Below are 21,544 nucleotides of genomic sequence, written 5' to 3'. Positions count from 1 at the left end.
CCTCACGACTTCTGGAACATGGCCAGCATCCGGCGCGTGACCAGGAAGCCGCCGACGATGTTGATGGTGCCGATCAGGAACGACAGCGCCGCCAGCGCCACCACCAGCCAGTGGCCGGAGCCGACCTGCAAGAGCGCTCCCAGCACCACGATGCCGGAGATGGCGTTGGTCACCGCCATCAGCGGCGTGTGCAGGGAATGGCTGACGCTCCAGATCACCTGGAAGCCGACGAAGCACGCCAGGGCAAATACGATGAAGTGCGCCATGAAGCTCGCCGGCGCATAGGCGCCCACCAGCGCGATCAGCAGGCCGCCCGCGACGAGCAGCCCCACCTGAGTGCGGGTCTGCGCCCTGAAGGCGTCCGCCTCCTGCGCCCGCTTCTCCTCCGGGGTCAGCTCCTTGACCTTCTCCTTCGGCCTGGCGGCGATCGCCGGCACCTTGGGCGGCGGCGGCGGATAGGTGATCGCGCCCTGGTGCGTGACCGTGGACCCACGGATGACGTCGTCGTCCATGTTGTGGTGGATGACGCCGTCCTTGTTCGGCGTCAGGTCGGCCAGCATGTGGCGGATGTTGTTACTGTAGAGGGTGGAGGCCTGGGCGGCCATGCGGCTCGGGAAATCCGTGGTGCCGACGACGGTGACGCCGTTCTCCGTCACGATCGTCTCGTCCGGCACGGTCAGGTCGCAGTTGCCGCCGCGTTCGGCCGCGAGATCGACGATCACCGAGCCCGGCTTCATCACGGCCACCATGTCGGCCGTCCACAGCTTCGGGGCCGGCCGGCCGGGAATGAGGGCCGTGGTGATGACGATGTCGATCTCCGGCGCGAGTTCGCGGAACTTGGCCAGTTGCTTCTCGCGGAACTCCGGGCTCGAGGGCGCGGCATAGCCGCCGGTGGCGGCGCCGTCCTGCGCCTCCTCGAACTCCAGGAAGACGAACTGCGCGCCCATCGACGCGATCTGCTCGGCGACCTCGGGCCGCACATCGAAGGCATAGGTGATGGCGCCGAGCGCGGTCGCCGTGCCGATGGCGGCGAGCCCGGCGACGCCGGCGCCGACCACCAGCACCTTGGCCGGCGGCACCTTGCCGGCGGCGGTGACCTGGCCGGTGAAGAAGCGGCCGAAGGCGTTGCCAGCCTCGATCACGGCGCGGTAACCGGCGATGTTGGCCATCGAGGAGAGCGCATCCATCTTCTGGGCGCGCGAGATGCGCGGCACCATGTCCATGGCGATGAGCGTGGCGCCCCGGGCCTTTGCCTGCTCCAGCAGATCCTCGTTCTGGGCCGGCCAGACGAACGAGATCAAGGTCTGGCCCTGGCGCAGATGACCGATCTCCTCCTCCATCGGCGGGCGCACCTTCACCACCACGTCGGCCGCCTCGAACAGCGCCTGACCGGAGGGAACGACCGCGACGCCGGCCGCAGCATAGGCGGCGTCCGGAAAGCCCGCCTTCTTCCCTGCCCCCGCCTCGATCACGCAGGCATGCCCGAGCTTATGCAGCGCCAGCGCCGAATCCGGCGTCAGCGCCACCCGCGCCTCGCCCGCAAAGATCTCTTTCAGAGCCCCAATCTTCATCGTCCAACGTCCTTTTTGTAGTTTACTCGGGTCTGATTTGCGGCGTGGTCGGCGAGCACTGCTTACGTGGTACTTGGAACATGCCTTTGCGTTCCTTTCGGTTTGACTTACTTGGCGCCTTTGACTGCTGACTGGAATGAGTTAACGCTAGGCCTGCGGGGCGCGCCGCCGACGTCGGACTCCATCGATTCACGGGCGGGCAGAACGGACATCGGTGCTCTCCGCCCAGCCTTAAGACGCCTGCCCGACTGCGGCTTTGGTCAACTCCTCCTTCAGTTCCGGGAGGATTGTGAAGAGGTCGCCGACGAGGCCGTAATCGGCCACCTGGAAGATCGGGGCCTCCTCATCCTTGTTGATGGCCACGATCACCTTGGAATCCTTCATGCCGGCCAGATGCTGAATGGCCCCTGAAATCCCGACCGCGATGTAGAGATCGGGCGCCACCACCTTGCCGGTCTGGCCGACCTGCCAGTCGTTCGGCGCATAGCCGGCATCCACCGCCGCGCGGGAAGCGCCCATCGCCGCCCCGAGCTTGTCGGCGATCGGCTCGATGTACTTGGTGAAGTTCTCGGAGCTTCCGAGCGAGCGTCCGCCCGAAATGATGATCCGGGCCGAGGTCAGCTCGGGCCGGTCGGATTGCGCGATCTCCTCGCCCTTGAAGGACGATGTGCCCGGATCGTCGGCCGCATTCACCGTCTCGATGGCAGCCGAGCCGCCCTCGGCCGCTGCCGGGAAGGCGGCGGTGCGCACGGTGATCACCTTCTTGGCGTCGGTTGCCTGCACCGTCTGGATGGCGTTGCCGGCATAGATCGGCCGCTCGAAGGTGTCGGGCGAGACCACCTTGGTGATGTCGGAGACCTGCATCACGTCGAGCAGCGCGGCGACGCGCGGCATCACGTTCTTGCCGGTGGTGGTCGCCGGCGCCACCAGGGCGTCGTAGGAGCCCGCCAGCGACACGATCAGCGCCGCAACCGGCTCGGCGAGCTGGTGCTCGTAAGGAGCGCTGTCGGCGAGGAGCACCTTCTCCACGCCCGCGAGCTTCGATGCGGCTTCCGCGGCCGCCTTGGCGTTGGCGCCGGCGACCAGCACATGCACCGGCGCACCGAGCGCCGTGGCGGCGGAGAGCGCCTTGTGGGTGGCATCCTTCAGGTGAGCGTTGTCGTGCTCGGCGATCAGCAGGGTGGTCATCGTTGGATCTCCTTAGAGCACGCCGGCTTCGACTTTGAGCTTCTGGACCAGTTCGGCCACCGACGCCACCTTGACGCCGGCCTTGCGCCCGCCGGGCTCGGCGGTCTTGAGCACCTTCAGGCGCGGGGCCACGTCGACGCCGAGCGTCTCCGGGCTCGTCTCGTCGAGCGGCTTCTTCTTGGCCTTCATGATGTTGGGCAAGCTGGCATAGCGCGGCTCGTTGAGGCGCAGGTCCGTGGTGACGATGGCCGGCAGCTTCAAGGCCACCGTCTGCAGCCCACCATCGACCTCGCGGGTGACGTCGATGGAGCCCTCGCCGACAGCGACCTTGAAGGCGAACGTGCCCTGCGGCCAGCCGAGCAGGGCGGCCAGCATCTGGCCGGTCTGGTTGGCATCGTCGTCGATGGCCTGCTTGCCCATGATGACGAGGTCGGGCTTCTCCTGCGCGACCACCTGGGCCAGGATCTTGGCCACCGCCAGCGGCTCGACGACAGCGTCGGTCTTGACCAGGATGCCGCGGTCGGCCCCCATGGCGAGCGCCGTGCGAAGGGTCTCGCCCGCCTGTTGCGGGCCGATGGAGACGGCGACGATCTCGGTGGCCTTGCCCTGTTCCTTCAGGCGCACCGCCTCCTCGACGGCGATCTCGTCGAACGGGTTCATCGACATCTTGACGTTGGCCAGTTCGACCCCGCTCCCGTCGCCCTTCACACGGATCTTCACGTTGTAGTCCACAACACGCTTCACACAGACCAGAAGCTTCATCGATCTACACCTTTGTTCTTATGAGACCACTCGCTCAATAGAAGAGTTCTTTGCCATTGGATACTCGAGCTAACACGAACAGTTCCGGACGCAATCCTCACAGTGAAGTACACTGGAACCGCTCAGCGCCTCGTCGAAAAATCAATGCCTAAAGATCAAAGAGATTTGCTTCCCAATTTCTTCAGGGGTCAGCCTTCCCTCCCGGTACCAACTGCTAACACTATTGAGAAGTGTTAGCAGCAGGAGGCGATAAACATGTCGATCAAGCTTCTTGTCGAGCGGCAAGTCTGCGATCAGCGCAATGAAGATTTTTTCGAAAGCGTCGCGCTTCACAATCAACCGCTCCCGGACTTCGGTCGGAACTGATTGGAAATCGCTCATCAGCGGCATAGTGATCGAGTTGGGATCAAGCTGAATTTCAAGAAACGTCACACAGGCTGTCTCAAGTCGCTCCCACGGTCCTTCGGCTTTGTCGATCGCATCGCGAATGCGGTCTTCAGCAGTTTGGAGTGCGACATCGTGCACCTTCACGAACAGCGCTTCCTTGGACTTGATGTAGTGATACAGGGAGCCACCAAGGAGTCCGACGCGCTCTCCGATGTCACGCACGGAGGTCGCAGCATATCCTCTCTCCGCGAATAGGACTGCAGCCGCCTCGAGGATCTCTCTTTCGCGCTCACTCACAAAGAGCTTCTCCGTGAGTCTACCTCTTGCACCCCGCAAGCGCGATGTGGATGTCTTAGTCACAGCAATATCCCACACAGTTTACCTTCGTCCTCATACAAGAACTTGTTCGTGCTCCTCTCGCAAGGCGCGACTTTAGACGATCCCTGCCCTAATCGCCAAATACGCAGAGCGAATAAATAGTCGCCACCTAGACGATAGTAGGTAATATCCAGGCTTGCGCTATGTAACAATCGTTTGGTACAGATGTAAACTAAATTCGAAACAAAATGCCGGCTGGGTCGCGACCCGGGACCGCCGGCCAAGGAGCACTCACATGACCCAAGCCTATATTGTCGACTATGTGCGGTCGCCTTTCACGCCAGCATACAAGGGGCCGCTCGCCGCGACTCGCCCGGATGATCTCGCAGGCAACGTCATCTCCGCCCTGATCGCCCGCGCAGGGGTCGATCCTTCACAAATCGAGGATATCAATCTCGGCTGCGCGTTTCCTGAGGGTGAGCAGGGGCTGAACATCGCCCGCTGTGTGGCGCTGATCGCTGGTCTGCCGCTCTCGGTTGGAGGCTCTACCGTCAATCGGTGGTGCGGATCATCCATGCAAGCGATCCAAATGGCCGCTGGAGCGATCGCCATGGGCGCTGGCGATGCCTTTATTGCGGGTGGCGTCGAGTCCATGACGCGGGTGCCAATGATGGGCTTCAATCCCATGCCGAACCCCGACTGGACGGCTCGCCAGCGCGCCGCCTTCCTCAACATGGGCCTGACGGCCGAGAATCTGGCGTCGCAATATGGTATCAGCCGCGATGAACAGGATGCCTACGCCCTGGCAAGCCAGGAGAAGGCGGCGGCCGCCCAGGCGGCCGGGCGCCTCAATGCTGAAGTCACACCTATTGGCCCCGTCGACAGGGACGGATGCGTGCGCGCCGACACCAGCGCGGCAAAGCTCGGCCAGCTGAAAGCAGCCTTCAAGGCTGACGGCTCGGTCACCGCTGGCAACTCCTCACCGCTCACTGATGGGGCGACCGCGACCTTGGTCTGCTCTGAAGACTTTGTGCACAAGCACAACCTCAAGCCGCTTGCGCGGATCGCCGGCTATGCAATCTCCGGCTGCGCTCCTGACATCATGGGCATCGGGCCGGTGGAGGCAACCGGCAAGGCCTTGAAGCGTGCCGACATCTCTGCCTCTGACCTGGATGTGATTGAAATGAACGAGGCCTTCGCTGTGCAGGTTCTCGCCTGTTGCCGGGAACTCGGCATTGATCCGGCATCGCTCAACCGGGACGGAGGCGCCATCGCTCTCGGACACCCGCTGGGAGCCACAGGCGCGCGTCTCGTCGGTAAGGCCTCCAGCCTTCTGAAGCGTGACGGCGGACGTTACGGCCTTGCCACCCAGTGCATCGGCGGCGGGCAAGGGATCGCCATGGTGCTGGAGGCTGCATAATGACAACGATCACCAGAGCTGCGGTAATCGGCGCGGGCGTCATGGGCTCGGGGATTGCCAGTCACCTCACCAATGCCGGCGTGAACGTTGTCTTGCTCGACCTGGATGCCGAGACCGCAGCTACCGGCGTGACGCGCCAACTCAAAGCAGGGGGCTTCATGGACCCGTCTTTCGCTGCGCGTATCCGGACTGGCTCTACCGTGGACGATTTAGATCTGCTTTCCGACGTCGATTGGATCATCGAAGTGGTCGCGGAACGTCTTGAGGTCAAGCAGGCGCTCTACAGAGCAATCGATGCAGTGCGCAAGCCGGGTTCCATCGTGTCGTCCAATACTTCGACAATCCCGCTGGCAGCACTGACGGCGGGCCTGCCCGAAAGCTTTTGTGCCGATTTCCTGATCACCCATTTCTTCAATCCGCCGCGCCGCATGCGACTGCTGGAGTTGGTCGGCGGTTTACACACCAAGGCGTCTGTTGCGGCGATCATTCACGATTTTTGCGATCGCAATCTCGGCAAAGACGTCGTGATCTGTAAGGATACGCCCGGCTTCATTGGCAATCGTATTGGCAATTTCTGGATGGTCGCGGCCCAGAACGAGGCGATCGGTCGCGGTCTTGATGTCGAGGAGGCGGACACCATCATCAGCACGCCCTTCGGCATTCCATCTACCGGCATCTTTGGCTTGCTCGATCTGGTCGGCATCGACCTTATGCCGACTATCTTGCGAAGTCTGCAGAACGCCCTCCCGGAGAGCGACGCAATCCACGGCTACGACGCAGAACCGCCGCTGATTTCCCGGATGATCGCTGAAACCCGCATTGGTCGGAAGAGCGGTGCCGGCTTCATGCGCCTGTCTGCCGACCGCAAAACGCGCGACGTCACCGATCTTGCGACCGGCACATACCGCCCTCAAAAACAGATCATACCCGAAAGCCTCGAGGGCTCAAAGGGCGACCCGCGTGCGCTGATGGAACACCCGGCCGTTGGTGGGCAGTATGCGGCGATTGTCATGGAGAAGTCGCTTGCCTATGCCGCCTCTCTCGTTCCCGAGATCGCCGATCGCCCTGACGCCGTCGATGCGGCGATGCGCTCGGGCTACGGCTGGAAAGAAGGGCCTTTTGAACTGATCGACAGGCTTGGCCCGGATTGGCTGCTAACCCGGCTCAAGGCTCGTGGCCTCGCCGTTCCCAGCTATCTCGCGTTAGCGGCATCCAAGGGTGGCTTTTATTCTATCAACAACGGCAAGCGCACGTGCCTGCTACCCGACGGGTCCAAGAAGTTCGTCACGCGCGGTGAAGGCGTCATTGCCTTTTCGGACCTGCGCCTTACCACCACTCCTGTCGAGACCTACGAAGGGGCAAATCTCTGGGATCTCGGGGATGGCGTGGCATGCCTGGAATTCTGCACGAAGATGAACACCTTTAACATCGGCGTGCTCGATGCAATTGGCAAGGCGGTGGAGTGCACTGCACGACACTTCAAGGCCCTGGTGATCGGCAGCGACGCCAGCAACTTCAGCACGGGTGCTGACCTGCGGGTCGTTCTCGAAACCGCAGAGGGTGGGCGCGCGGTAATCAGTGCCCTCGTTGATAAGGGCCATAGTACGTTCAAGAGCCTCAAATATGCTCCCTTTCCAGTGGTGGGCGCAGCATCCGGCCTCGCCCTCGGCGGCGGCTGTGAGATCCTTCTGCATTGCGATGCCATCCAAGCCCATTCAGAACTGTCCATCGGGCTCGTCGAGACCCGCGTAGGTGTTGTTCCAGGCTGGGGTGGCTGCAAGGAGCTTCTGTTGCGCTTCATCAGTTCGGCTGACGTGCCGCATGGCCCTGTCGCTCCTGCAATAGCAGCGTTTAACCGGATTGCACCGGCTATGGTTTCGACCAGCGCCCATAACGCTCGCGCGATCGGTTTCCTCAGAGCAGACGATGGCATCACCATGAACCGTGATCGACTGCTTGTGGACGCTAAACGCAAGGCTCTTGATCTCGCTGAAAACTATGTTGCTCCGCAACCGCCCCTGCTGGCGCTTTCAGGCCCATCCGGCGCCGCGGCCATCCGCAATATTCTCGAAGGCGAAGCCTTGGCTGGACGCGCAACCGCTCATGACCTTGTGGTCGGAGAGGCTTTGATCGGTGTCTTGACCGGCGGAGCGTCGGCCGACCCGCTGAGACCCTTGAGCGAGGACGACGTGACGGCGCTCGAAAAGGAGGCCTTCCTTGACCTCCTCAGCACGGCCGCAACCATCGAACGCATGAAGCACATGCTTGCGACCGGCAAGCCACTGCGTAACTGACACCGAGAGTGAATTCCATGACACGGTACAATCCACCCGTCGACGACATGCGCTTCCTGCTGTCAGACGTTTTCGATTTCGACGCGCAGATGGCGGCATTGCCCGGCTATGAGGAAGTTAATGCCGAGCTCGCAGTAAGCATTCTCGAGGAGGGCGGCAAGTTTTGCGCCGATATCCTGGAGCCCCTGAACCGCACCGGAGATGAGGAGGGGTGCAAGCTTGAACATGGCCTCGTTGCAACTCCGAGAGGCTTTCCCGAAGCCTACAAAGCCTTCGTCGAGGCTGGCTGGGGTGGCCTCTCCGGCGACCCGCAGTTCGGGGGCCAGGGCCTGCCGCGTGTCTTGCAAGTCCTGTTCGATGAAATGCTCTCCTCCGCCAACATGTCCTTCGGCCTCTTTCCCGGTCTCACTCGCGGCGCTGTCGAGGCGATCGCCCATTACGCCACCGACGAGCTGAAGGCCAAGTATCTGCCAAAGATGATCTCCGGCGAATGGACTGGTGCGATGGCCCTGACGGAAGCCTCCGCCGGCACGGATCTCGGCCTCCTTTCCTCACGGGCTGAACCGGCTGGTGATGGTTCCTATAGGATCAAAAGCACGAAGATCTTTATTTCCTCCGGCGATCATGATTTTGGCGGCAACATCATCCATCTGGTCCTCGCCCGCTTGCCCGACGCGCCGAAGGGTGTGAAGGGTATCAGCCTGTTCTTGGTGCCGAAATTCCTTGTCAAGGATGACGGCAGCCTTGGGAATCGCAACAGCCTGTCCGTCGGATCGCTCGAACACAAGATGGGTATCCATGCCCAGCCGACCTGCGTTATGAACTATGACGATGCCACCGGCTGGCTCGTCGGAGAGCCCGGGCGCGGTCTGAACGCCATGTTCACCATGATGAACGCCGAGCGGCTTTTTGTCGGCATTCAGGGTCTTGGCATCTCCGAAGCCGCAAATCAGAAAGCAGTCGCGTATGCCCGGGAGCGCTTACAGGGTCGCTCGCTCGACGGTGCGCGTGCACCAGTGCCAATCATCGAACACCCTGATGTGCGCAAGATGCTGCTGTCCGGACGTGCCTTCGCCGATGCCGCCCGCGCCCTGGCGACCTGGACCGCCATACAGATGGATATCGCATCTCGTCACCCAGAGGAGACGGCTCGTCGGGATGCGAATGGGCTCGTGGCCCTCCTGACGCCGGTGGTCAAGGCGGCCTTCACCGACTTCGGCTTCGAGACTGCCGTTCTGTCCCAGCAAGTCTTCGGCGGCCATGGCTACATCCGGGAGTGGGGGATGGAACAATATGTCCGCGATGCCCGCATCACCCAGATCTACGAAGGCACCAACGGTGTACAAGCCATGGATCTTGCCGGCCGCAAGCTGCCGATCGAAGGTGGCAAGCTCGCGACGCGCTTTTTTGCAAGCATGAAAGTGGATCTGGAAACCGCGGTCCCAGGTGCCAATTCAATCGCCGAGCCAACGGCCGAGGCTCTCGGCCGGCTCGAGCGAGCAACTGAGTATTTGTTGTCGCACGCGGACAACTCCGCAGAGATCGGCGCCGCTGCGACCGATTACCTGCGCCTGTTTGTGCTGGTTTCCTTCGGTTGGATGTGGACGAGAATGGCTGCGAAGTCCTTGACTGCCGAGGAATTCACGCCGTTCCACCGACGGAAAATTGCTGTCGCTCAGTTCTTTGCGGAGCGCATGCTCCCGCAGACCATCGGTCTTGAGGCGTCAATCACAAATAAGGCAAGAGCGCTCATGGAGCTCGAAGCAGAATTTTTCTAAGCAAATCATCACCCGAGGGAAGAATGAGCTGGCAGCCCCAATCCGATCGGCGGCTTCTCGGTCAATCACTCGGACATCTCGTCCATTGGATATGATCTCCAGTGTCCGGAATGCATCATGGTCTCTCCCCCGAGCCGTACCCCTTGCGTCAGTCGGATCCATGACCGTTCTGGTATGATTGGCATCCGGACGCGCGGTCTGGGCGATGGGAGACTGTCGCCATGGCTCAGGCGATGAAAGTCGAGGAACAGACGAACCAACTCCTGGCGGCTGTGGCGCCGGAGGACTTTGCCTTCCTCGCACCTCACCTTGAACTCGTCGCGCTGACCCGTGGACAGGTGCTCTATGAGCCCGGTGACGTCATCCACTACGCCTACTTTCCGCACCGGGCCGTAATCTCGCTCGTGAATGTCCTGAATGATGGTCGGACCGTCGAGGTGGGGGTGTTCGGGCGCGGGGCCGTGATGGGCCTGCTGAGTGCGTCGACCACGCGGGAATCCTTTGGCCGCTATGTCGTGCAGATGTCCGGCTCCGCCTCGCGCATCCCCGTCGATCGCCTCGAGGAGGTGAGGAACGCCCGGCCCAAACTGCGGCAGTTGATTGCCGGCTATGGCAAGGTCCTGCTCGCACACACGTTCCAACTGCTGACCTGCAATGCCGTTCATCCGGTGGAAGCGCGCTGCTGCCGCTGGATCCTCATGCTGCACCTGCATCTCGGCCAGGACACGCTGCCGCTCACGCACGAGTTCCTGGCCGAGATGCTGGGGGTGCAACGCTCCACGGTGAGCGCCGTGACCAAAACCCTCCAGACCGCTGGGCTGATCCGGCAGAACCGCGGCAGCATCACTGTGACCGACTGGACCGGTCTCGAAGCGAGGACCTGCGAATGCTACGGCCGGATCCTGCACATTTATCGGCGTCTGCTGCGACCCACCCCTGACCTGCCACAGGATCGGTCTCAACCGTGATCGCCCTGATGGCCAAACCCTGCAGCCGCAAAAAGGGTCCGTCGCAAGTGGGCGTTTAAAGTTTTGGATCCGTGCGGTTGAGATGATGACCCGAGTAATTCGCAGGAGGATTTTATGGAACTGGATGCGGCGTCATCTGAGCATATTTGGAAGATACACGCTCCAGCGCATGGAAGTTGAGCAGAGCGCCAGTTTGCGGGATGTGTTCGGAACCGTGCGCTTGGTGCACAACTGGGGCCGGATCGGCATTAACGGGCAAGAGAAGGTTGAGGAATTCGCCGGCGAGGTCGAGGTCATTGTGAGCGCCATATTCAGCAATCAAAATGGCCCGGGGTATCCCGGGCCCCTTTAGCTGCTGTTGCTGCGGCGATCTTAGTAGGCGCCAAACTTGAAGTTCAGCTTGGCCCGGGCGACGAAGAAGTCCTGCTCGTCATCGTCGCGCGGCAGCGACACATCGACGGGGGCTCCCCCGGCCGGGGTGAAGGTCCTGATGATGCCGTTGTTGTCATCGTCTTCATCGAGGCTAACCCACAGGCCTTCCAGGCCAAGGGTGACGGCTGAGGAGCCGAACCAGTTCACCGGCAGGGCCCACTCGACACCACCGGCGGCCGTCCAGCCGGTGTTATCTTCCTCATGCCGTCCGAGCTTGGGCAGAGGTGACGGGCGTCGCGAGAGCCAACTGATTTGACGCTTGAGAGGCGCACTACCCTCAAGCCATTAAGTTGACGATGTTAACACACCGCGTGGCTGATCACTTCAGCAGGTAGCGGTAGCTGGCATAACGAGGATGGTGGGATGGTTTCATCCCTCACATCTGCCCATGTCCCGATAACCACCTTGTTAACTTGAAGACGCCGATTTGAAGCTTGGTCCCCATCGGCGGTCCTGATATATAATTCGAATGTTAGGTATTTAAGAGGAGCGGCCATGGCGGATGTGCGACCTAGTAGAACCGAGTGGCCTGAACTGGGGGCCGAACGCGGCGTTGCGCAATATCAGCGTTTGGCTTCCCTGCTGAGGCACCGGATTGCGAAGGGCGAGTACCCGCTCGGCACGCAGCTGCCGCCGATCACGCAACTCGCGGGCGACCTGGGCGTCGCCGTCGTCACCGTCAGGCAGGCGTACGAGCTGCTTTCCAAGGAAGGGCTGATCCGCAGCCAGCGTGGCGTCGGCACCCACGTGACCGCGCTGCCCGCCGCCACGGGCGACCTCCAACCGGCGATCAATGATCCCTTCGCCGTGCCGCAGGCGCTTGCCTTCGAGATACTCGAAGTCCGGCGCAGCACCCTGGTCCCGCAAGAGCTGCTCGGGCCAGGTGACCGGTCGGCCGACGAATACGTGTACGTCCGCAAGCTGCACACCTATTCCGGCGAGCCGTTCTGCTACGCCGAAATCTATGTGCCGACGCCGGTCTTTGAATCGCTGCCCAGGAACATCGCTAGGAAGAGGAAACTGCTCGCCGCAGTGCTCGACGAACTGGGCGCGCATTGCAAGCGTTTGCGGCAGCGCCTGACCGTGATGCCCGCGGATTTTCCTCTGTGCGAGATGCTGAAGATCCCGTTTGCCTCTCCCGTCGCGAAAATGCTGCGCCTCTTGGTCGACGGCAAAGGCAACGTGCTGTACGCCGGTGTCACCTGGTATCGAGGCGACCGCTACGTCTCAGAGATCGACGTCCCCGTGTCCGCCTTGAAGATCGTGCCCGGGATCGCCGAACCTCAACCGCAGCCCGTCCGCGAGCGCAAGCGGGGCTGAAAGCTCTCGTTCGAACCTCCGGGTAACCCGGAGCGGCACCTCCTCCGCCGTCCGCTGTGAAGCGACTGCGAACTCGTCCTGCCGGGTGCGCGAGATCGCGCACCGCTTGGCGACGTTCTCTGCGGTCACACCCAATTCGTACTTGACGCAGCTGCTCGTCATGCCTAAAGTTCTAACATTAGACATTTAGACGGATAAGTTACTATCCAGATCGCAGGAATCTAGCCGGAATGAAGACACTCCCTACCGTCATCCGGGCGGCCGATCTGGCCGCCTACGCGCCGGCCAACCACACCGGCACCTCCAACGTGCGCGTGATCGGTCCTGAGACCGTCGGCGCGACGGTGCTCGAAGTGCTGGTCGGCACGATCGTGAAATCGCAGGGCGCGCGGCCGCATGCACATCCCCACCTGGAGCAATGCGCCTACATGATCGACGGAACCGGTGAGTCGGAGGCGGAGGGCCGTGTGGAAGCGCTGGGTGCCGGGACCTGGGCCTACGTGCCGGCAGGCGTGTTCCATTCGTTTCGCGTGACCAGCGACCAGCCCGGGCGACTGCTGGTCGTCTATGCGCCGCCTTATTGCGAGAACCCGGCCCACACGATCACGGAACCCAACGGCGCTGCCGCCGGACCCGCTCGCGGCGAGGTCCGCGTGCTTGCCGCCGGCGACGCCGCCACCGGCACGATTCCCCTCATCGACCGCGAGACGGTCGGCGCGCGCTGGGTTGATATCTCGGCGCTGCGGATGCCTGCCGGCAGCGCATCGGCCTGCACGACGGAGCCTGACGCCGAGCAGGTTCTCTACGTCGAAGACGGACGGATCGACGCGCGTGCCGGCGGGCAGGACTTCGGTCTCGCCCCGGGCGACTTCCTTTTCCTTCCACGCGGGGCCGCCGCCTCCCTGCGCTGCGCGCCGGAACGGCCCGCGTCCGGCTTCTTCATCAAAGGGCGGCTTCCAGGCACTGCTTCAGTACCCGCCAGTGAAAGGAGCGGCTCATGACCGCAAGACTTCTTACGCAGCCCACCACATCCAGTGGTGCCCCGCTGCCGCTTCCCGCCCTGCCGCAGGACAAGCTCCTGACCGTCAACATCGAGCAGATCCCGCTGATCAAGGACGTCTTCCCAGGCATCCACATCAGGCCGCTGCGCCTGGACCCGGAACGCGGAGAGTGGGTCTTTATGGCCATCGTCGAACCCGGTTGCTCCCTGCCGATTCACTACCACACCGGCACGGCGCAGGTGTGGACGATCCAGGGCTGCTGGATGTATCGCGAGTACCCCGACCAGCCGCAGACGGCGGGCTCCTACCTGTACGAACCCGGCGGCTCGGTGCACACCTTCTACACCCCCGAGGACAACACCGAGGACACCATCACCATCGCCTGGATCGAAGGCGCGCAAGTCAGCTTCAACGAGGACGGCACGTTCCACGGGCTCAATGACGCGACCTCGATCCAGTACGCGATCGAGACCATCGCGGCGAAGCTTGGCATCGGACCGGTGGGCTACATCCGGGGCGGCAGCGCCGAGTGATCCATTCCTGACCGTCAAAAGGAAGCGCGGGGCCGCCCTGCTCTTCTCGGCGGCCCGGCGCGCGTTGGGGCTGCCTGATCTAAAGGACGGTTCCTTCCTCTACTGATAAAGGTGCACAGCAAGGATGAAGAACAACTCAAGCCACGGCGGTCCGCTGGCGGGCCTGCGCATCATCGACATCACCGAAGTCGTCATGGGACCGTCGGCCACGCAGATGCTGGCCGACCTGGGGGCCGACGTGATCAAGGTGGAGCCGCCCGGCGGCGACATGCTGCGCGCCACCGGTCCTGGCGGGCGTGCGGGGGCCGGCCCGCTATTCCTCAACCTGAACCGCAACAAGCGCAGCGTGGTCCTGGACCTGAAGACGCCTGCCGGCAAGGAAGCGCTGCTGAAGCTCGCGGAAGGCGCCGACGCGCTGGTCTACAACGTGCGGCCGCAGGCGATGCAGCGCCTCGGGCTGGATTACGAGGCGGTGCGGCTGGTGAACCCGCGCATCGTCTATGTCGGCACCTTCGGTTTCAGCCAGCGCGGCCGCTATGCGGACTCGCGCGCCTTCGACGACTCGATTCAGGCGGCCGTCGCGATCCCCGAGGCCAGCGTGCGGGCCGGTTCCGACGTGCCGCGCTATGCCCCGCTTAACCTCTCGGACCGGGCGACGGGCCTGTACGCCTTCGGCGTGATCTGCGCCGCGCTGCTCGCGCGCGAACGCACGGGCTGCGGGCAGGCGGTGGACGTGCCGATGTTCGAGACCACCGCGCAGATGATGCTGGGCGATCATCTCTACGGCCACACCTTCGTTCCGCCGCGCGGCGGCTTCGGCTATCCACGGCTGCTCAACCCGCAGCGGCGGCCGTACGCCACCAAGGACGGCTTGGTGTGCTGCGTCGTCTACACCGACGAACAGTGGAAAGCCTTCATGCGCGCGGTCGGCGAAGCCGAGCGCTTCGAGACCGACCCGCGGTTTGCCGATGGCGAATCGCGCACGCAGCATATCGAAGCGCTGTACGAGATCCTCGCCGACAATCTGAAAACGAAGACCACGCAGCAATGGCGCGAGCTGCTGCAGCCGCTCGGCATCCCGGTATTGCCGGCGCATACCTTCGAGTCTCTGCTCGACGATCCGCACCTGCAGGACATCGGGTTCTTCCAGCAACTCGAGCATCCCACCGAGGGCGTGCTGCGGACCATGGCCGTGCCCAGCGAGTGGCCGCAAACGCCGCTGCCGCCGTTGCGTCCGCCGCCGCTGCTGGGCGAGCACAGCGCGGAGGTACTGGCCGAGGCCGGCTACTCCCCGCAGCAGATCCGCGGGATGATCGAGACTGGCGTGACGCAAGCGACGGCGGCACCGAAAGAAAGGGAATCTGCACCATGACGAACGTTGTCAATGTCAGCCGGCAGGACGGCCGGCTGGTGCTCACCATCGACCGCCCGGAGCGCCGAAATGCGCTCAACGCGGAAGTGATCGGCGCCTTGCGGCAAGCCTTGGATGGCGTGAAGGCGGATAAGGCGATCCGCGCCATAGTGCTCACTGGCGCCGGGGACGAGGCGTTCTGCGCCGGCGCCGACCTGGGCGCGGATGCCTTCGCGTTCGACTACGCCACGCCGACCAACGCTTATGCCGACCTGCTGCGCACGGCGCGCACGCTCGACGTGCCGCTCGTCGCCCGGGTCAACGGCGCATGCATGGCCGGCGGCATGGGCCTACTCGCGATGTGCGACCTCGCCATCGCCGCCCCGCGCGCGATCTTCGGCCTGCCCGAGGCCAAGGTCGGCGTGTTCCCGATGCAGGTGCTCGCGGTGCTGCAGGCCCAGGTGCCGCAGCGCTGCCTCGCGCAGTTGTGCCTGACGGGCGACCCGATCGACGCCGCGCGGGCCCGTGAAATCGGCCTGGTCAACGAGGTGGCGGAAGACCTCGACGGCGCGCTTGAGCGCCTGCTGTCGCGCCTGCTGTCCAACTCGCCCACCGCGCTGCGGCGTGGCCTGTATGCGATGAAGGCGATGCGCTCGATGTCCTTCGAGGAGGCGATCGCGTTCGCCGAAGGCCAGATCGGCCTGCTGGCGATGACGCAGGACGCGCGCGAGGGCTTGGCCGCATTTAATGAAAGGAGAAAACCGCAATGGACCAAGCAATGAACGCGACGTCGGGCAAGGTTGTCCGCATCGGCGGCGCCTCGGGCTTCTGGGGCGACAGCAGCCTGGGGCCAGTGCAACTGGTGCGCGAGGGCAGCATCGACTATCTGGTGTTCGACTACCTCGCCGAGCTGACCATGTCGATCCTCGCGGGCGCGCGCATGAAGCGCCCGGAGGAAGGCTACGCGACCGACTTCGTCGCGGTGGCGCTGCGCTCGGTGCTGAGGCAGGCCGTCGCGCAGGGCATTCGCATCGTCAGCAACGCCGGCGGCGTGAACCCCAGGGGCTGCGCTGCAGCAGTGCAGGCCCTCGCCGACGAGCTCGGGGTGCCGGTGCGCATCGCGATCGTGACAGGCGACGACGTGCTCGCGCTCGCCCCCGCGATGCGAGCAGCCGGCGCGGTCGACATGTCCAGCGGCGATCCCCTGCCCGAAAAACTGGTGACCGCCAATGCCTACCTGGGGGCGCTGCCGATCGCGCGGGCGCTGGACGCGGGCGCCGACATCGTCATCACCGGCCGCTGCGTCGACAGCGCGGTGACCCTGGGCGTGCTGTTGCACGAATTCAGCTGGCCGGCCGACGACTTCGACCGGCTTGCCGCGGGCAGCCTCGCCGGCCACATCATCGAATGCGGCTGCCAGGCCACGGGCGGTTTGCACACCGACTGGGCCGCAGTCCCTGACTGGGCCAACATCGGCTATCCGATCGTCGAATGCCACGAAGACGGCAGCTTCATCCTTACCAAACCGCCCGAGACCGGCGGGCTCGTCACGCCCGCGACCGTCGGTGAGCAACTGCTTTACGAAATCGGCGATCCGGCCAGCTATCTGCTGCCGGACGTGACCTGCGACTTCCGCCAGGTGCGGATGGAACAGGCCGGGCTGCATCGGGTGCTCGTGACCGGCGCCCGCGGGCGCCCACCCACCGGCACCTACAAGGTCAGCGCGACGGCCGCAGTGGGCTTCAAGCTGTCCGCGCAGCTCACCATCGTTGGGGTTGACGCCGCCGCGAAGGCGAAACGCACGGGCGAGGCGCTGATCGAGCGCGGCCGCTGGCTGCTGCGCGAAGCTGGCGCCGCGGATTTCCTGGCCACCCATGTCGAGCTGCTCGGCACGGAGTCCGCCTATGGGCCGCATGCCCAGCCCTTGCCGACGCGCGAAGTCGTGCTGCGCCTGACCGTGACGCATGCCGATCGGCAGGCGCTGGTGATGTTCAGCCGCGAGTTCGCCGCACCCGGCACCTCCTGGTCGCCGGGCACGACCGGCGTGGGCGGCCGCCCCTCGGTGGCGCCCGTGCTGCGGCAGTTCGCCTTTCTCTTGCCGAAGGAGCAGGTCGAACCGACGGTCATGATCGGCGACACGACCTTCGCGGTGCAGCTGCCGCCAGCCAAACCGCAGGTCGCGCCGGAACCGCTGGCGAGCGCCGCAGGCGCGCTGCCCGCCAGGCCGCGCAAGACCGTGCCGCTCGTGCAGATTGCGTGGGGGCGCAGCGGCGACAAGGGCGATAGCTCCAACATCGGCCTGATCGCGCGCCGTCCGGAACTGCTGGCGGTGCTCATGGAGCAGGTAACGCCCGAACGCGTCAAGGAGTACCTCCGGCACCTCGTGCAGGGGCCCGTCCACCGTTACGAGCTGCCCGGCATCCATGCCATCAACCTGGTCTGCGAGCACGCGCTGGGCGGCGGCGGCATGGCCTCGTTGCGCAACGATCCGCTCGGCAAGGGCATGGCGCAGATGCTGCTCGACATGCCGGTCGAGGTGCCCGAAAACTTGCTGCCCGAGCTTCCCGCATGAACTTCGATAGAGAGCGACATGACGATGAACAGAGTCTGGACGATGCTGCTCTTACCAGCGTTGCTGGCGACGCCGCTCGCCGCAAAGGCCTGGGAGCGCGGCAAGGTCGAGACATTCGCCACGTTGCCCCCGGGTGAGGCGCATCCCGAGGGGATCGCCATGGACCGCGACGGCAACGTCTATGTCGTCACGGTGGCGGTGAACAAACCCAAGACGAGTGAGGGAACGCTCCTTGTGTTCGACCCACAGGGCAAGCACCTGCGGACTGTCCAGATCAAGGGCTCGAGCAGGTTATTGCTCGACCTTGGCTTCCACCCGCAGACCGGCAAGTTGCTCGTGATCGATTACAAGGACGCGAAGGTCCTGAGCGCCGATCCCGAAACGGGTGCCTCATCCGTGTTCATGACGGTCACGGGCAAGGACGCGCGCCTCGACGGGATGATGTTCGACACCGCCGGCAACGTGTACGTGACCGATGCCCACCAGGGCATCATCTGGAAAGTCGGACCAGGCGGCGGCGAAGCGGTGGAGTGGGTCAAAAGCCTACTGCTCAAGCCGATGAGGCTACCACCAGGGATCGGCGCGAATGGTCTGGCGTTCAATACTAAGAAGACGGCGTTGTTCGTCGCCAATACGGCGAACGACACCATTGTCAAGATACCGGTGACTGGCTCGACGCTTGAACCCGGCACGCCTGAAGTCTTCGTCCACCGCGTCGGCGGCGGGCCCGACGGTCTGATCATTGACGAGCACGACAACCTCTGGATCGCGTGCAACCAGTCCAACGAGATTCTTGTGCTCGAGCCGACGCAGGGCCAAGTGATTGCCAAGCTCGGCGACTTCGGCGGCATCGATCGCGACGGTACACCCATAGGCTTTCTCTGGTCGAATAGCCTCGTATTCCACGGTGACGACGTTCTTGTCACCAACCTGTCGTTCAATTTTGGCGCGGCCGTCCCGCAGCTTAGTGACGAGCTTGGCTTGGCGCATCTGGTGGCCCAGAATCTGCGGACGATCGATGGACCGTGGGCTCACCAGGTGAAGGTCCACACGATCTCGAAAATCAACAGGCAGATACCGAGCATTTCGAAATGACCGGTCAGAGTCGACATGGCGCCGCGGCTCGTCACCTTGAGGGTCGAGGAACCAGCGAAGCGGCAGGCGGGCGTCCTCGTCCCCGACGTCGCGACCCTCGTCCAAGAGCTCCGCAACGAAGCGAGGGTGAGCTGACCATGGCCGTCCTCATCATCGCCGAGCACGAGAACGGCGCCCTCCGATCCGCTACGGCGGCGACCGTCGCGGCCGCCCGCGCAATCGGCGGCGAGATTGACGTTCTTACGGGCTCGCGGCCTTCAACTTCGTGCTCGACGCCATGCTCGAAGGCGGCGTCAACGCGAGCCTCGGCCTCGACGGGCCCGGCAAGTCCCTGTCGTTCCTGCTCCTTGCCGCGACGGGGCGGCTCGATGCGGCGCTCCTCGCGCGCCTTGTCGATCCCACATCTGTTGGACCCGCAGCCGAATAACCTTTACGAGAGGCAAGAACCATGAGGAAAAAGACTTTCATCGGCGCCTGCTTGGCAGCGCTCAGCCTAGCGGCGGTCCCGCTAAGCGCGACCGCGCAGAATTATCCGACGCGGGTGATCAAGTTCATCGTTCCCTTTGCGGCCGGCAGCGCCACCGATTCAGTGGCGCGCATCCTCGGGTCGAAGATGTCCGAGACGCTCGGCCAGCCGATCATCGTCGAGAACATGGCGGGAGCGAGTGGCGTGATCGCCGCCCAGAACGTCGCGAGGGCAGCGCCGGATGGCTACACCGTCTTGATCACCACGAACACGACCCATGCCGCCAATCAGAGCATGCTGAAGAAGGTGCCCTATGACGCAGTCGCCGACTTCGAGCCGATCACGAAGCTCGGCACGGTCGGCCTGGCGTTGATCGCCAACCCGTCGGTCCCGGCAAGCAACGTCCAAGAACTGCTCGCTTACGCGAAGGCCAACCCTGGCAAGCTCACGTTCGGCAGCGGTAACAGCTCATCCCGGATCGCCGGCGAGATGCTGAAAACCCTTGGCGGCATCGATATTCTCAACGTGCCCTATCGCAGCACCCCGCAGGCGATCACTGACATTCTCGGCGGGCAGATCTCGCTGGTATTTGCCGACATCTGGACCACTTTGCCTCAGATCAAGGCCGGCACGGTGAAAGGTCTTGCGATCTCGGCCGCGCAGCGGAGCAAGCTCGCACCTGAGCTCCCGACGATGACCGAGGCGGGCGTGCCGGGCTACGATCTCTCCGCGTGGTCCGCAGCGTTCGTGCCGGCGAAGACGCCGAAGCCGATCGTCGAGAAACTGCACGCGGCATTCACCGAGGCTCTCTCCGATAAGGCAGTCCAGGAGCAGTTCTACGCGGCCGGCAGCGAGCCCGAGTCGAGCACGCCGGAGGAGCTGAAGGCGTTCGTGGTCTCGGAAACCCGGAAGTGGGCCGATATCGTGAAGGCGGCTGGCATTCAGCCTGAGTAAAGTCCGGCCCAGGTGTGCTCCCGGTGGCAGATCCAGCCCGAAGGCAGGAGAGCGCTCCCCAGGCGGATCCGTCGCGCGTGCGAGGGACTGACAAGCGGCTCGTCGCCATCAACAAGCACGAGGAGGCACGATCTTCCAGGTTGCTGATTACGGACTGGTGGCGGACCGATTCCAAGTCCTCCCGAGCTTGGCGCAGCGCTCCAGTCTTCTTAAGGGTCGCAAACTCGAGCAGCGTGCGTCCTTGCCGACGGCACCGACGCCCGCCCCTTGTTTCTTGGGAGGAAGACACGGTTCGACCGTGCATCGATGGAGCGCGAAGTCATGAACGCAACATTTGACTACACCGGCCGGAACATTTTCGTCGCGGGCGGCACCAGCGGGATCAACCTTGGCATCGCCAAGGCCTTCGCCGCGGCCGGCGGCCGGATCGGCGTGGGAAGCCGGAGCCAGGCGAAGGTGGACGCCGCCGTGGCCGAGCTCTCGGGGGCGGAGCCAGCGCTCGGCTACGTGTTCGACGTTCGCGACCACACAGCGGTGGCCACGGCACTGGCCGCCTTCACCGAGGCGGCCGGCCCGATCGACGTGCTGGTGTCAGGGGCTGCCGGCAATTTCCCGGCACTCGCCAAGGACATCAGCCCGAACGGGTTCAAGGCGGTCATCGACATCGACTTGCTTGGGACCTTCCACGTGATGAAGGCGGCCTATCCGTTGCTGCGCCGTCCCGGCGGCAGCGTCATCAACATTTCCGCGCCGCAGGCGCAGGTGGCGATGTCGCACCAGGTTCACGTCTGCGCCGCCAAGGCCGGCGTCGACATGCTCACGCGCTGCCTCGCCATCGAGTGGGGTCCCGAGGGCCTGCGGGTCAACGGCGTCATTCCCGGCCCGATCGCGGGCACCGAGGGCATGGCCCGGCTGGCGCCTACCCCCGAGGCGCGGGACCGGACAGCGGCGAGCGTGCCGCTGCGGCGCATGGGCAACCCCGACGATGTCGCCGCCGCCTGCCTCTTCCTCGGCTCGGACGCGGCGCGCTACGTAAGCGGCGCGATCCTGCCGGCCGACGGCGGCTGGATTCTGAACGGCGCGCCGATGAGCCTCGACGCCGTCTAGGCGCCTCCTCCCCGCAACGGTTTTCCA

At 64.0% G+C, this 21,544-nt stretch carries 20 protein-coding genes and 3 pseudogenes; 17 read left to right on the top strand and 6 right to left on the bottom strand.

From position 1 onward, the window contains the following. Positions 1–2: 2 nt before the first annotated feature. From BB934_RS37510 to BB934_RS37495, 4 genes are all read right to left on the bottom strand, one after another. Positions 3–1,571 (bottom strand): Re/Si-specific NAD(P)(+) transhydrogenase subunit alpha, encoded by a 1,569-nt coding sequence (locus BB934_RS37510; RefSeq protein WP_099514796.1) that lies wholly within the window; start codon positions 1,569–1,571, stop codon positions 3–5. Positions 1,572–1,802: 231 nt separating this feature from the next. Next, complete coding sequence (locus tag BB934_RS37505; RefSeq protein ID WP_099514795.1) at positions 1,803–2,759, bottom strand: electron transfer flavoprotein subunit alpha/FixB family protein; 957 nt, start codon at positions 2,757–2,759, stop codon at positions 1,803–1,805. 12 nt (positions 2,760–2,771) lie between these two features. Then, on the bottom strand, positions 2,772–3,521 hold the full coding sequence (locus tag BB934_RS37500) for an electron transfer flavoprotein subunit beta/FixA family protein (RefSeq protein ID WP_099509422.1): 750 nt from the start codon (positions 3,519–3,521) through the stop codon (positions 2,772–2,774). A gap of 141 nt (positions 3,522–3,662) precedes the next feature. Further along, positions 3,663–4,205 carry a TetR/AcrR family transcriptional regulator gene (locus BB934_RS37495; RefSeq protein ID WP_099514794.1) on the bottom strand — a complete coding sequence of 181 codons (543 nt, stop codon included), beginning with the start codon at positions 4,203–4,205 and terminating at the stop codon, positions 3,663–3,665. Positions 4,206–4,521: 316 nt separating this feature from the next. Between BB934_RS37495 and BB934_RS37490 the strand changes: the two genes are divergently transcribed. From BB934_RS37490 to BB934_RS37470, 5 genes are all read left to right on the top strand, one after another. After that, a complete protein-coding gene (locus BB934_RS37490) occupies positions 4,522–5,646 on the top strand; it encodes a thiolase family protein (RefSeq protein WP_099514793.1) in 1,125 nt (374 codons plus the stop codon). Next, a complete protein-coding gene (locus BB934_RS37485; RefSeq protein ID WP_099514792.1) occupies positions 5,646–7,940 on the top strand; it encodes a 3-hydroxyacyl-CoA dehydrogenase/enoyl-CoA hydratase family protein in 2,295 nt (764 codons plus the stop codon). Before BB934_RS37490 ends, BB934_RS37485 begins: the two co-directional genes overlap by 1 nt. Positions 7,941–7,957: 17 nt before the next feature. Continuing rightward, positions 7,958–9,718: an acyl-CoA dehydrogenase C-terminal domain-containing protein gene (locus BB934_RS37480; protein WP_099514791.1), complete on the top strand. Its 1,761-nt coding sequence runs from the start codon at positions 7,958–7,960 to the stop codon at positions 9,716–9,718. A 221-nt stretch (positions 9,719–9,939) separates the two neighbouring features. Further along, positions 9,940–10,686 carry a Crp/Fnr family transcriptional regulator gene (locus tag BB934_RS37475; RefSeq protein ID WP_099514778.1) on the top strand — a complete coding sequence of 249 codons (747 nt, stop codon included), beginning with the start codon at positions 9,940–9,942 and terminating at the stop codon, positions 10,684–10,686. 169 nt (positions 10,687–10,855) lie between these two features. Next, positions 10,856–11,038, top strand: a complete 183-nt coding sequence (locus BB934_RS37470; protein ID WP_237050566.1) for a WGR domain-containing protein — start codon at positions 10,856–10,858, stop codon at positions 11,036–11,038. A 20-nt stretch (positions 11,039–11,058) separates the two neighbouring features. On the opposite strand, the gene BB934_RS37465 is transcribed toward BB934_RS37470, so the two are convergent. Next, positions 11,059–11,265, bottom strand: coding sequence for a hypothetical protein (locus BB934_RS37465; protein ID WP_099514790.1), 207 nt, complete (start codon positions 11,263–11,265; stop codon positions 11,059–11,061). Between the two features lie 348 nt (positions 11,266–11,613). Between BB934_RS37465 and BB934_RS37460 the strand changes: the two genes are divergently transcribed. After that, positions 11,614–12,438 (top strand): GntR family transcriptional regulator, encoded by an 825-nt coding sequence (locus BB934_RS37460; protein ID WP_099514789.1) that lies wholly within the window; start codon positions 11,614–11,616, stop codon positions 12,436–12,438. Here BB934_RS37460 and BB934_RS51260 read toward each other — a convergent pair. Continuing rightward, positions 12,346–12,600 (bottom strand): thiolase family protein, encoded by a 255-nt coding sequence (locus BB934_RS51260; RefSeq protein ID WP_418294808.1) that lies wholly within the window; start codon positions 12,598–12,600, stop codon positions 12,346–12,348. The two genes, BB934_RS37460 and BB934_RS51260, sit on opposite strands and share 93 nt — an antisense overlap. A gap of 68 nt (positions 12,601–12,668) precedes the next feature. Between BB934_RS51260 and BB934_RS37450 the strand changes: the two genes are divergently transcribed. From BB934_RS37450 to BB934_RS37405, 11 genes and pseudogenes are all read left to right on the top strand, one after another. Then, on the top strand, positions 12,669–13,439 hold the full coding sequence (locus tag BB934_RS37450; RefSeq protein WP_099514787.1) for a cupin domain-containing protein: 771 nt from the start codon (positions 12,669–12,671) through the stop codon (positions 13,437–13,439). Continuing rightward, positions 13,436–13,972 carry a 2,4'-dihydroxyacetophenone dioxygenase family protein gene (locus BB934_RS37445; RefSeq protein WP_099514786.1) on the top strand — a complete coding sequence of 179 codons (537 nt, stop codon included), beginning with the start codon at positions 13,436–13,438 and terminating at the stop codon, positions 13,970–13,972. The genes BB934_RS37450 and BB934_RS37445 overlap by 4 nt, the downstream gene beginning before the upstream one ends. A 124-nt stretch (positions 13,973–14,096) precedes the next feature. Then, entirely contained in the window at positions 14,097–15,344 is a 1,248-nt protein-coding gene (locus tag BB934_RS37440) for a CaiB/BaiF CoA transferase family protein (protein WP_099514785.1), read from the top strand. Continuing rightward, positions 15,341–16,105, top strand: a complete 765-nt coding sequence (locus BB934_RS37435; protein ID WP_099514784.1) for an enoyl-CoA hydratase-related protein — start codon at positions 15,341–15,343, stop codon at positions 16,103–16,105. Before BB934_RS37440 ends, BB934_RS37435 begins: the two co-directional genes overlap by 4 nt. Next, complete coding sequence (locus tag BB934_RS37430) at positions 16,102–17,895, top strand: acyclic terpene utilization AtuA family protein (RefSeq protein ID WP_237050568.1); 1,794 nt, start codon at positions 16,102–16,104, stop codon at positions 17,893–17,895. Before BB934_RS37435 ends, BB934_RS37430 begins: the two co-directional genes overlap by 4 nt. A 60-nt stretch (positions 17,896–17,955) precedes the next feature. Then, positions 17,956–18,990 carry an SMP-30/gluconolactonase/LRE family protein gene (locus BB934_RS37425; RefSeq protein WP_237050567.1) on the top strand — a complete coding sequence of 345 codons (1,035 nt, stop codon included), beginning with the start codon at positions 17,956–17,958 and terminating at the stop codon, positions 18,988–18,990. Between the two features lie 9 nt (positions 18,991–18,999). Beyond that, positions 19,000–19,125: pseudogene (locus BB934_RS49705) on the top strand (electron transfer flavoprotein subunit beta/FixA family protein); the annotation flags it as partial. 121 nt (positions 19,126–19,246) lie between these two features. Next, positions 19,247–19,417, top strand: a pseudogene (locus BB934_RS47895) (AtuA-related protein); the annotation flags it as partial. Positions 19,418–19,438: 21 nt separating this feature from the next. Further along, positions 19,439–20,410 (top strand): Bug family tripartite tricarboxylate transporter substrate binding protein, encoded by a 972-nt coding sequence (locus tag BB934_RS37410; RefSeq protein WP_099514782.1) that lies wholly within the window; start codon positions 19,439–19,441, stop codon positions 20,408–20,410. Between the two features lie 92 nt (positions 20,411–20,502). Then, positions 20,503–20,624 (top strand): annotated as a pseudogene (locus BB934_RS51255) (electron transfer flavoprotein subunit alpha/FixB family protein); the annotation flags it as partial. 107 nt (positions 20,625–20,731) lie between these two features. Beyond that, the gene (locus BB934_RS37405; protein ID WP_099514879.1) at positions 20,732–21,517 is read left to right on the top strand and encodes an SDR family oxidoreductase; all 786 of its coding nucleotides are present in this window, start codon (positions 20,732–20,734) and stop codon (positions 21,515–21,517) included. Positions 21,518–21,544 lie beyond the last annotated feature (27 nt).

The sequence above is a fragment of the Microvirga ossetica genome, assembly GCF_002741015.1.
Classification (GTDB): domain Bacteria; phylum Pseudomonadota; class Alphaproteobacteria; order Rhizobiales; family Beijerinckiaceae; genus Microvirga; species Microvirga ossetica.
The sequence above is the reverse complement of the archived record's forward strand: the minus strand, read 5'-3'. Positions and strand labels throughout refer to the sequence as shown.

Bases quoted from the DNA above. Each gene is read 5' to 3' on its own strand.
- BB934_RS51260 (WP_418294808.1), bottom strand. From the start codon at position 12,600: ATGACGAGCAGCTGCGTCAAGTACGAATTGGGTGTGACCGCAGAGAAC.
- BB934_RS37485 (WP_099514792.1), top strand. From the start codon at position 5,646: ATGACAACGATCACCAGAGCTGCGGTAATCGGCGCGGGCGTCATGGGC.
- BB934_RS37450 (WP_099514787.1), top strand. From the start codon at position 12,669: ATGAAGACACTCCCTACCGTCATCCGGGCGGCCGATCTGGCCGCCTAC.
- BB934_RS37460 (WP_099514789.1), top strand. From the start codon at position 11,614: ATGGCGGATGTGCGACCTAGTAGAACCGAGTGGCCTGAACTGGGGGCC.
- BB934_RS37490 (WP_099514793.1), top strand. From the start codon at position 4,522: ATGACCCAAGCCTATATTGTCGACTATGTGCGGTCGCCTTTCACGCCA.
- BB934_RS37405 (WP_099514879.1), top strand. From the start codon at position 20,732: ATGAACGCAACATTTGACTACACCGGCCGGAACATTTTCGTCGCGGGC.
- BB934_RS37435 (WP_099514784.1), top strand. From the start codon at position 15,341: ATGACGAACGTTGTCAATGTCAGCCGGCAGGACGGCCGGCTGGTGCTC.
- BB934_RS37475 (WP_099514778.1), top strand. From the start codon at position 9,940: ATGGCTCAGGCGATGAAAGTCGAGGAACAGACGAACCAACTCCTGGCG.
- BB934_RS37440 (WP_099514785.1), top strand. From the start codon at position 14,097: ATGAAGAACAACTCAAGCCACGGCGGTCCGCTGGCGGGCCTGCGCATC.
- BB934_RS37480 (WP_099514791.1), top strand. From the start codon at position 7,958: ATGACACGGTACAATCCACCCGTCGACGACATGCGCTTCCTGCTGTCA.
- BB934_RS37445 (WP_099514786.1), top strand. From the start codon at position 13,436: ATGACCGCAAGACTTCTTACGCAGCCCACCACATCCAGTGGTGCCCCG.
- BB934_RS37500 (WP_099509422.1), bottom strand. From the start codon at position 3,521: ATGAAGCTTCTGGTCTGTGTGAAGCGTGTTGTGGACTACAACGTGAAG.
- BB934_RS37430 (WP_237050568.1), top strand. From the start codon at position 16,102: ATGAACGCGACGTCGGGCAAGGTTGTCCGCATCGGCGGCGCCTCGGGC.
- BB934_RS37510 (WP_099514796.1), bottom strand. From the start codon at position 1,571: ATGAAGATTGGGGCTCTGAAAGAGATCTTTGCGGGCGAGGCGCGGGTG.
- BB934_RS37470 (WP_237050566.1), top strand. From the start codon at position 10,856: ATGGAAGTTGAGCAGAGCGCCAGTTTGCGGGATGTGTTCGGAACCGTG.
- BB934_RS37505 (WP_099514795.1), bottom strand. From the start codon at position 2,759: ATGACCACCCTGCTGATCGCCGAGCACGACAACGCTCACCTGAAGGAT.
- BB934_RS37410 (WP_099514782.1), top strand. From the start codon at position 19,439: ATGAGGAAAAAGACTTTCATCGGCGCCTGCTTGGCAGCGCTCAGCCTA.